This is a genomic window from Streptomyces sp. NPDC059564 (assembly GCF_042735575.1).
In the GTDB taxonomy this organism is placed as follows: domain Bacteria; phylum Actinomycetota; class Actinomycetes; order Streptomycetales; family Streptomycetaceae; genus Streptomyces.
Genome location: NZ_JBHWBP010000326.1, coordinates 1 through 8733, shown reverse-complemented (window position 1 = coordinate 8733; position 8733 = coordinate 1). Strand labels below are relative to the sequence as shown.

Below are 8733 nucleotides of genomic sequence, written 5' to 3'. Positions count from 1 at the left end.
GCCGGACCACGGCGCGGCCCGTACTTTCGGCCGGGCCGTGGTCCGGCCGTCCGGCCGAAGCGGCGGGACCGGGCCCGCTGGTTGACTCGTAGACGTTGACGAGGGCGTGCAGGACGCCCTCAGGCACCCCTGCGTGTCACGTTCCAGCCGGCGACACCCCAAACCGGAACGTGGCCGTCCCGCACGGATGCCAAGTCCGCGCGGGAGGCCCGCAGCCGCTTTGGGGAGTGGCTGCGGGCCGTTTCGCGTGCCCGGGCCCTCCTCGCGGCTCCGCCCGCTCCTGCTCCGAGGCCCCGGGGGACGGGGTCTAGAAGCGGGCGTGGGCGTTGATGTCCGCCTGGAACTCGCCCGTCATCGCCGGGGTCACCGTCGGCCGGCACTGCGCGACGGCCGCCAGGTAGTCCGCCGTGGTCGCCCCGAGCTGCGCGGCCGCCGCGCCCCGCGCGCCGACCGCCTCCAGGTCCCGCTCGAAGGACACCTGCGCCGCGATCCGGGCCGCGTGCTCGATGTCGGCCGGGGTGAACAGCTCGGTCGCCGCCACCAGCGCCGCCACGTCGACGTCGGAGCGGCCCGCCGTGTACCGCGACCAGATCGCGGAGCGCGCCCCGGCGTCGGGGGTGCCGATCGGGATCAGGTAGTCGAAGCGGCCGGGCCGCAGGAACGCCGGGTCGAGGGAGCGGATGGAGTTGGTCGCGCAGACCAGCAGCCGTTCGCCGCCCTCCCGGAAGCCGGGTATCAGCTTGAGCAGCTCGTTCGTCACCCCGTGGATACCGCCGGGCTGCGCGGGCTCGGTGCGTACGGGGGCGATCTCCTCGACCTCGTCGATGAAGACGAGCACCCGCTCCAGCTCCGCGATCCGGGCGAAGGCGTCGCGCAGGGCCGCGGCCAGGTTCCCCTCGTCGGCGAGCCGGGAGGGCAGCAGCTCCACGAACGGCCAGCCCAGCCGGGAGGCGATGGCCCGGGCGAAGGTGGTCTTGCCGGTGCCGGGCGGCCCGAAGAGGGTGATCGCGCGCGGCGGACGCACGCCGTGCGAGGCGGCCCGTTCCGGTTCGGCGAGCGGCAGCACCACGCGCCGTTCGATGAGGTCCTTCTCCCGCTCCATGCCGGCGACCTTGTCCCACAGGTCGCCCTGGAGGAATCGGCCGCCGAGGTCGTCGAGGAGCCCGGCCGCGGGGCCGTGCAGCGGCTCGGTCTTCTCGAAGTAGGCGACGGCGGGCTGGCGGGTGTACCCGGCGTTGAGGAGGCCCTCGCCGAGGAGGTCCTCCTCGGGCAGGACGTACGCGATCCGGCCGACGCGGGCCGCGATCAGCCGCCGTTCCAGCTCGACGAGCAGGGCGCTGGCCAGGCCCCGGCCGCGCCATCCGGCGGCGATGGCGATGCGCATCACCCAGGCCCGCTCCCCCGTCACGCAGGCGAGGGCCGCGCCGATCGGGACGCCCTGGTGGACGGCGACCACGCAGGGCTGCCGGTCGGTGAGCGCTCCGATGCACTCGGCGAGGGAGAAGACCGACTCCTGGCCGAGTTCCGCCGTGGTGTCGATGAGGTGGACCACCGCTGCGAGATCGCTCTCGCGGTAGTCGTGGATCAGCCAGTTCACCGGGTACCGCCCCTCGTTCGTGCTCCTGCGGCGAGGCTAGGGGCGGGCGGGCCCGGCGATCACGCTCCGCGGTGCACAACAGCCCGCCGGGAAACCCACCGCGGCGTCCATAGACTCGGCGGGGCGGGGATCAGGGGGGCGGGCGTCCCGGCGGGCGTCCCGGCGGGCGTCTCGGCGGGATTCACAGGGGGCCCTGCGGGCGTCCCGGCGGGATTCACAGCGGATTCATACGGACTACCGGGCTCCGGACACAGTTTCCCCGGGGAGGCTCGGTGCATGATCCAACGCATCCTCCCCCGACAGGCCGGCCGCCCCCGCGCCCGGCGGGCGTCCCGGATCCTGCTCGCGGTGACGGCGATGGCCGCCCTGCTGAGCGTGGACATGCCCAACGCCGAGGCCGTGCCCCCGCTCGGCGTCACCGCCACGGCCCTGCCCGACGCGACCGTCGCCCGGGTGGGCGCGCTGTTCGCGGGCGGCCTGGACGGCGGGCACTTCTGCACCGCCTCCGTGGTGCGCAGCGCCGACCGCGATGTCATCGCCACGGCCGCGCACTGCCTCGACCACCCCGACACCACCGTGTTCGCCCCGGGCTACCGGGACGGCGAGGCCCCGTACGGGGTGTGGCGGCTGACCGGCGTGAACGTGGCCCCCGACTGGACGGACGCGAAGGACCCCGACGACGACATCGCCTTCGCGACGGTCGCCCCGGTGGACGGGGTGCGGATAGAGGACGTCGTCGGCGGGTTCCCGGTCGCGACCGAGCAGCCCGACGACGTGACCGTGACGATCCTCGGCTACCCCAGCTCCCAGGACGCCCCGCTGCGCTGCTCCAACAGCACGAGCCTGTTCTCCGGCACCCAGCGCCGGATCGGCTGCCCCGACCTCAGCGGCGGCACCAGCGGCAGCCCCTGGCTGGCCGACGGCGCGCTGGCCGGGGTCCTGGGCGGCTACGAGGGCGGCGGCAGCGTCCCCGAGGTCTCGTACAGCGCGGTGATGGGCGACCAGGCGCTGGAGCTCTACCGCGAGGCGGCGGTCCCGGCGGGCTGAGCTACCTTCCGGCGTCGCCGGGGGCCGCGAACCAGGTGGGTTCGTCGCGCTGCGCCCGCCGTACGCGGTCCAGCGCGAACGGCTCCAGCCGCGGCAGCGCGTCCGGCTCGAACCAGGCCACCTCCAGCAGCTCCCCGTCGGCCGCGCGGGCCTCGCCGCCGGTCGCGCGGCAGCGGAAGGTGATGTCCTGGAACTGGCAGACGTCGCCGTTGGGGTAGGTGATCGGTTCGAGCATCTGGACGAGGACGACCCGTTCGGGGACGCACCGCACGGCCGTCTCCTCGTACACCTCGCGCACCGCCGTCTCGGCGGGCTGCTCCCCCGGCTCGGCGATCCCGCCGATCACGGACCAGCGGCCGGTGTCGGCCCGGCGGCCGAGCAGGACGCGGCCCCGGTCGTCGAAGACGACGGCGGTCACTCCGGGCAGCAGGAGCAGCAGCTGCCCGGCCCCGGCCCGGATGGCGCGGATGAATTCGGGTGTGGTCATGCCCCGACCTTACGAGGCCCCGCGCCTCCCGCCGTCGTCATGCGGCCCGGCGGGCGCGAATGCGGCGGAAGAGGACGGCGCCCAGCCCGCCCGCGGCGACCAGGAGCAGGGCGTATTCCGGCAGCGGGCCGAAGCGGGTGGCCGGGGTCTGCGTGGAGCGCAGCGGGATCTCGGCGACGAGCGCGTCGGCGGTGAACATCCTGGTCTGCGAGACCACCGAGCCGTCGGGGCGGATGACGGCGCTGACCCCGCTGGTGACGGGGACGAGGACGGTCCGGCTGTGCTCGACCGCCCGGATCCGGTCCATGGCGAGCTGCTGGTAGGTCATCTCGGTCCGGCCGAAGGTGGCGTTGTTGCTGGGTACGGCGATGACCTGGGCACCGGCCTGGACGGTGGAGCGGACGGCGTCGTCGAAGGCGGCCTCGTAGCAGGTGACCATGCCGATCCCGCTGCCCCCCATGTCGAAGACGCCGGGCTCCTTGCCGGGGCCGAAGTCGCGGCGGACCCGGTCGACGTCGGAGCTGAAGAGGCGGACGAAGGAGCGCATCGGGATCCGCTCGCCGAAGGGCTGGATCTTGCGCTTGTCGTAGGTGGCGGTGGGGCCCTTGACCGGGTCCCACAGGATCATCGTGTTGCGCAGCGGTCCGGTCTCCGGGGCCAGTACGGAGCCGATCGCGACGGGCACGCCGATGGCCTTCACGGCCCGGTCGATGACGGCGTGGGCGTCGGGCTCCGTGAACGGGTCGATGTCGGAGGAGTTCTCCGGCCACACGACGAAGTCGGGCTTGGGGGCCCGGCCGGCCTTGACGTCCTCGGCGAGCTGGAGGGTGCGGTTCGCGTGGTTGTCCAGGACCTGGCGGCGCTGGGCGTTGAAGTCGAATCCGGCGCGCGGCACGTTGCCCTGGATCACGGCGGCCACGGCGGTGCCGTCCTCGGCGGCGTCGGAGACCAGCGGGCGGGCCGCGAGGGCCGCGCCGACCGGGGCGACGACGGTGAGGGCGGCCAGCGCGGCGGTGGTCCGGGCGGGGTGGCCGCGGGCGATGCGCGCGGCTTCGTACAGCCCGAATCCGCACAAGGCCACGGCGAAGGACAGCAGCGGGGTGCCGCCGAGGGCGGCGAGCGGTACGAAGACGCCCTCGGCCTGCCCGTAGGCGAGCTTGCCCCAGGAGAAGCCGCCGAAGGGGGCCCGGGCCCGCAGGGCCTCGTCCGCGACCCAGACGGCGGCGGCCCACAGCGGCCAGCCGGGCAGGCGGCTGACGAGGGCGATGCCGAGACCGGCGAGGCCGATCAGGAGGGCTTCGAGGGTGACGAGGGCGATCCAGGGCACGGGGCCGACGCCCTCGCTGGTCCAGACGAGGAGCGGCAGCAGGTAGCCGAGCCCGAAGAGGACGCCGAGGCCGAAGCCCGCGCGGGCGCGGCGGCCGCGCAGGCAGCCGGCCAGCAGGGCGAGGGCGAAGGGGGCGAGCCACCACAGGGGGCGGGGCGGGAAGCTGAGGTAGAGCAGCACCCCCGCGGCGGCGGCGAGGGCCGCCCGCACCAGCCGGGCGCGCTTCCGCTTCCCGGGGCCGGACGCGGCGGCTTCGTTCGCTCCGGAACCCGCCTCGGCCGGTCCGGCGGACTGCGGGGGCTCGCTCTCGGCGGCGCGGGTGACACTGCTGCTCATCTGGCGGAGTGTACGTCCCCGTCCCCCAAGGGCCGGTAAGGAGCCGCGTAACACCAGGTCGCTAGCGGGCGAGGGCGCGCAGGTGGGTGCGGATGACGCGGACGGCGTTCTCGGCGTCGTCGACGGTGACCGTGAACAGTTTCCCGTCGCCGAGCCGCAGCTCGATGCCCTCGCCGCGCCGGACGATGATCGCGGTGCCCTTGTCGGGGCGCCAGCGGTAGCCCCAGCCGCCCCACTGCTGCGGGGTGATGCGGGGCAGGAACTCGGCGGCGGTGACCTCGGAGAGCCGGATCGTGCGGCGCGGGAGTCCGATGTGTCCGCAGCGCACGTCGAGGCGCTCGGAGTCGACGGTGACCGCCACGTGGACGAAGGCGAGGGTGCCGTAGAGGATGAGCAGCCCGGCCGCCAGGCAGCCGATCACGGACATCAGCAGCGGAACCATGCCGGAGGTCCAGGCGTTGTCGACGGCGAGCTCGATGCCCAGCGCGAGACAGGCCGCACCGGCCGCGGCGAGCAGCCACTGCACGCGGTTGGAGGCCCGGCCCGTCCAGAGGGGACCCGGGGGGTGAACCGTCATGTCCAGCAGCGTACCCACGTTCCGCTTCCTGACCACCACCTCTGCGCCAGTCGGCGCACACCCGGCCGTGGCTACAGTGACGGCGCGATGCAGGACGACCGGAGCGACCGGCCGCGCGGCGCGGGCGGGGCTGCCGGCGGGCCCGGAGGGGGGCGGCGTAAGCAGCGACGACGGCCGGACGCGGCGGCTGGACCGGGCGGTGGGGGCCGTCCTGGGCTCGGCGGCGGGCGACGCGCTCGGCGCGCCGTACGAGTTCGGCCCGGCGGGCGGGCTGAGCGCGCGGGGCGAGGAGATGCGCGGGGGCGGCGGCTGGGATCCGGGCGAGGCGACCGACGACACGCAGATGGCGGTCCTCGTCGGGGAGTCCCTCCTCGAACACGGCGGCCTCGAACTCCCCGACGTCTTCGGGCGGTTCCAGGACTGGGCGGCCTGGCGGCCCAAGGACATCGGGCTCCAGACCGAGGACGTGCTGTCCAACGGCGAACCCTGGGACCGGGCCGCGGGCCTGCACTTCCAGGTCAACGCGCGGGCGGCGGGCAACGGTTCCCTGATGCGGGCCGCCACTTCGGCCGTCTGGTTCGCACCGGCGGGGCGGGCGGCCACCATGGACGCCGCCCGGCGGATCGCGGCCCTCACGCACGGCGATCGGGCCGCCTGGGAGGGGACCGCCGTCCTGCACGAGCTCGTACGGGTGGCCCTGGACGGGGGCGATCCCCTCGGCGCCCTGCCCTCGGTGCTGGGCGAGGTGCACCCGGAGCACCGCGAGCGGTACGCCCGCGTGCTCGACCCCGGCTGGCACCCGGAGCGGGCCACCGAGTTCAACGGGGCGGTGTGGCCCTGCCTCGGCTCGGCGGTGTGGGCCCTGCGGACGGCCTCCGGCTTCGCGCAGGCGGTACGGGCCGCCGTGGACCTGGGCGGGGACACCGACACCGTCGCGGCGGTGACGGGAACGCTGGCCGGAGCGGTGTACGGCGGGGTCAGCCGCAGCCGCAGCCTCCGCAGCCACCACCGCAGCCCGAGCCGCCGCAGCCGCCGCCGTCGCCACCGCCGCAGCCACCGCCCGTCGCGGCACCGGTACCGGTGGCGGCCGCCGTGCCGCGGGTGGGCGCCGAGCGCCGCTTGCGCGGTGGCGGCCGGTGCTCGCGCTCGCGCTCGCGCCGCCCCTACGGGGTCTCCCGGTAGGAGACGCCGGCCGGGGTCCACGGGCCGAGCCCGTGCCGCCGCCTCGGCAGCAGGGGCGCCGCCACGACGGCGGCGGTCATGCCGGATCCGTCGTGGACCGCGTACTCGATGACGATCTCGGCGCCGTCCCGGGGCGCCCCGTACAGGACCGCCTCGAAGGGTTCGGCCCGGGCGTCGATGTCGTGCAGTCCGCGCGCGAACCGCCCCTCCGGCCCACGGGCCAGCAGCCGTCCGCCGCCCTGCCTGTCCTGGCGGCGCAGGCGGTACGCGATCAGGGGCCGTCCGGCCGGGGTGTCGGCGTCCGGGTGCAGCCAGAAGTGCCCGGACGGGGCCATCCGTACGCCCACCACCAGCGCGGGCTGCGGCGCGCCGTGCAGCCGTCGCGCGGCCGCGTCGGCCGTCCAGCCCCGGGCCAGCAGGGTGCTCCCGACGACCAGCAGGGCCAGGGCCACGCGCTGCTGGCCGACGGCGTCGTACGGGGCCTCGCCGCCGAGGTCGCCGAGGATCCCGTCGAGGAGGACGCCCGCGGCGAGGAGGCAGAGGGACCCGCCGGACAGGATGCGCGCGTTGCCGCGCCGGTCGTGCCCGGTGGGCAGCCACTGCGGCATCGGGAACCGGGCCGGGCCCGCCGCGGCGAGGGCGAGCCGCGCCTGCCTGCGGCGGGCCCGCAGCCGCAGGAGCGCCCCGGCCAGCGCCCACAGCGACATCAGGCAGACGAGGGCCAGCCCGGTCCGCCCGGCGGCGTCGGAGGCGGGGAGCCCGGGGAAGGCGACGGCCGACTCCACGGCGAGCAGCGCGGCGGACACGGCGGCCGCGCCCGGCAGGTACCGGTACCAGAGCGGCAGCGCCACGAGCAGGACCGCGGCGGGATAGGCCCGCCAGGCCGTGCCGACGGGCCGGACCGGTGCCTCGTTCCGCAGGATCAGCACGAGCGAGACGGCGACGAGCACGCCGAGGGCCCAACTCCCGGCGCAGGGCGCGAAGACGACGGGTGTCCGCGCCGCACGCCAGCGGCCGGCCGCCTCAACTCCCCATGTCCTGGTGTCACTTGCCGGTGTCGCCCCGGTGGGCAGGTGCTTGGCGTAGGCAATCACGGGCCCAGTATGCGAGCGCTCCGGGCCCGGGGGAACAGGGATTGCGGCGCGGACCGGCCGGGGTCGGCGGCCGGTCAGCCCGGGACGGGGACGCCGTGCTCGTGCCCCGCGAGGAGCCGGCCTTCGGCGTAGCCGAGGGCGGCCGCGGACAGTGCGGACGTCCGGCCGCTGTGCAGGACGGTCAGCCCGCCGGTACGGGGCAGCCCGGGCGCGGGCTCGGCGCCGATGCGGCGCAGGGCCTGGACGGCGACGGCCTCGGCGGAACCGTGGTACGTCAGCGCGGCCCCGCCGGTGCGCGCGGCGAGGGCGGCCCGGATCGGTTCCTCGACCAGCTCGTAGTGGGTGCAGCCGAGGACCACGTCCGTGACGTCGGCCGGGGTGAGCGCCGCCGCGGCGGCGACGGCGCGTACGACGGCGGCCTCGTCGGCGGCCTCGACCGCGTCGGCCAGACCGGGGCAGGGCACCTCGGTGACCGGGACCCCGGCGGCGAAGTCGCGGATCAGTCCGCGCTGGTACGGGCTCCCGGTGGTGGCGGGGGTGGCCCAGATGGCCACGCGCCCGCCGGCGGCCGCGGCGGGCTTGATCGCCGGCACGGTACCGATGACGGGGATGCCGGGCTCCAGCTCGGCGCGGATGGTGGCCAGGGAGTGCACGGAGGCGGTGTTGCAGGCCACGATCAGCGCGTCCGGACGCAGGGCGGCGGCGGCCCGCGCGACGGCGCGGGCGCGCTCGGTCAGGTCGGCGGGCGTGCGCGGCCCCCAGGGCATCCCGTCGGGATCCGAGGACAGCAGCAGATCGGCGTCGGGCCGCAGGCGACGCGTGGCGGCGGCCGCAGCGAGGAGGCCGATTCCGGAGTCCATGAGGGCGATCTTCACCTGGTCACCTTAGACGACTTAGCCGGCACGCGGCCCTCGCCGGGCCCCGCCGCCCCCGCCGCCGGCCACCATCCGGGCCACCCGGGTGAAGCCCGCCGGGGCCCGAACCGGGAGCCCCCTCCCGGCGCGACGGCCGACCGGCACGGGCCCCGCGCACCCGGGCGGGCCGCACCGCCCGGCCCCGGGGCTCCGGTGCGGTGCGGTGCGGGAC

At 76.2% G+C, this 8733-nt stretch carries 7 protein-coding genes and 1 pseudogene; 2 read left to right on the top strand and 6 right to left on the bottom strand.

Annotation, left to right across the window (positions count from 1 at the left end):
* Positions 1-307: 307 nt before the first annotated feature.
* Positions 308-1597, bottom strand: a complete 1290-nt coding sequence (locus ACFV0Q_RS33740) for an ATP-binding protein (RefSeq protein ID WP_385010653.1) — start codon at positions 1595-1597, stop codon at positions 308-310.
* 276 nt (positions 1598-1873) lie between these two features.
* Here ACFV0Q_RS33740 and ACFV0Q_RS33735 point away from each other — a divergent pair, with 276 nt between their 5' ends.
* Positions 1874-2644 (top strand): trypsin-like serine peptidase, encoded by a 771-nt coding sequence (locus tag ACFV0Q_RS33735; protein ID WP_385010651.1) that lies wholly within the window; start codon positions 1874-1876, stop codon positions 2642-2644.
* Between the two features lies 1 nt (position 2645).
* On the opposite strand, the gene ACFV0Q_RS33730 is transcribed toward ACFV0Q_RS33735, so the two are convergent.
* From ACFV0Q_RS33730 to ACFV0Q_RS33720, 3 genes are all read right to left on the bottom strand, one after another.
* A complete protein-coding gene (locus ACFV0Q_RS33730) occupies positions 2646-3131 on the bottom strand; it encodes an NUDIX domain-containing protein (protein WP_385010649.1) in 486 nt (161 codons plus the stop codon).
* A gap of 37 nt (positions 3132-3168) precedes the next feature.
* Positions 3169-4794 carry an apolipoprotein N-acyltransferase gene (gene lnt, locus ACFV0Q_RS33725; protein ID WP_385010647.1) on the bottom strand — a complete coding sequence of 542 codons (1626 nt, stop codon included), beginning with the start codon at positions 4792-4794 and terminating at the stop codon, positions 3169-3171.
* Between the two features lie 61 nt (positions 4795-4855).
* On the bottom strand, positions 4856-5371 hold the full coding sequence (locus tag ACFV0Q_RS33720) for a hypothetical protein (protein ID WP_385010645.1): 516 nt from the start codon (positions 5369-5371) through the stop codon (positions 4856-4858).
* A 187-nt stretch (positions 5372-5558) separates the two neighbouring features.
* Between ACFV0Q_RS33720 and ACFV0Q_RS33715 the strand changes: the two are divergent.
* A pseudogene (locus ACFV0Q_RS33715) lies at positions 5559-6344 on the top strand (ADP-ribosylglycohydrolase family protein); the annotation flags it as partial.
* Between the two features lie 190 nt (positions 6345-6534).
* On the opposite strand, the gene ACFV0Q_RS33710 reads toward ACFV0Q_RS33715, so the two are convergent.
* Positions 6535-7647 (bottom strand): hypothetical protein, encoded by a 1113-nt coding sequence (locus ACFV0Q_RS33710; RefSeq protein ID WP_385010643.1) that lies wholly within the window; start codon positions 7645-7647, stop codon positions 6535-6537.
* 74 nt (positions 7648-7721) lie between these two features.
* Positions 7722-8522, bottom strand: coding sequence for a glutamate racemase (locus tag ACFV0Q_RS33705; protein WP_385010641.1), 801 nt, complete (start codon positions 8520-8522; stop codon positions 7722-7724).
* Positions 8523-8733: the final 211 nt, after the last annotated feature.